Origin of the sequence: Streptococcus sp. HMSC076C09 (genome assembly GCF_001837905.1) — a bacterium.
GTDB classification, from domain to species: Bacteria; Bacillota; Bacilli; order Lactobacillales; family Streptococcaceae; genus Streptococcus; species Streptococcus parasanguinis_I.
On the sequence record NZ_KV834630.1, the window covers coordinates 1 to 207 of the forward strand.

Annotated in this window: 1 pseudogene; it reads right to left on the reverse strand. The window is 33.8% G+C overall.

The annotated features are described in order from the left end of the window. Positions 1 to 207, reverse strand: a pseudogene (locus HMPREF2704_RS11485) (XRE family transcriptional regulator); the annotation flags it as partial.

Sequence of the window (207 nt, forward strand, 5' to 3'; positions counted from 1 at the left end):
TGTTCTTTTCTGAGAAGTTGGATCAATATACAACTCATCTCCATCTTCTGTGTATAGTTGGTTGCCTCTTGTTAAGTAAAGTAAATCCTCTAAGTACTGTCCATCAGTTTCTAGAAAATGTTCGATGTATTTGACAGCCTTTAAGATCTCACTTACTTTATCAGAGTATTCATTCGATTCAAGAACACTCTTTTCTAATTCAATCTC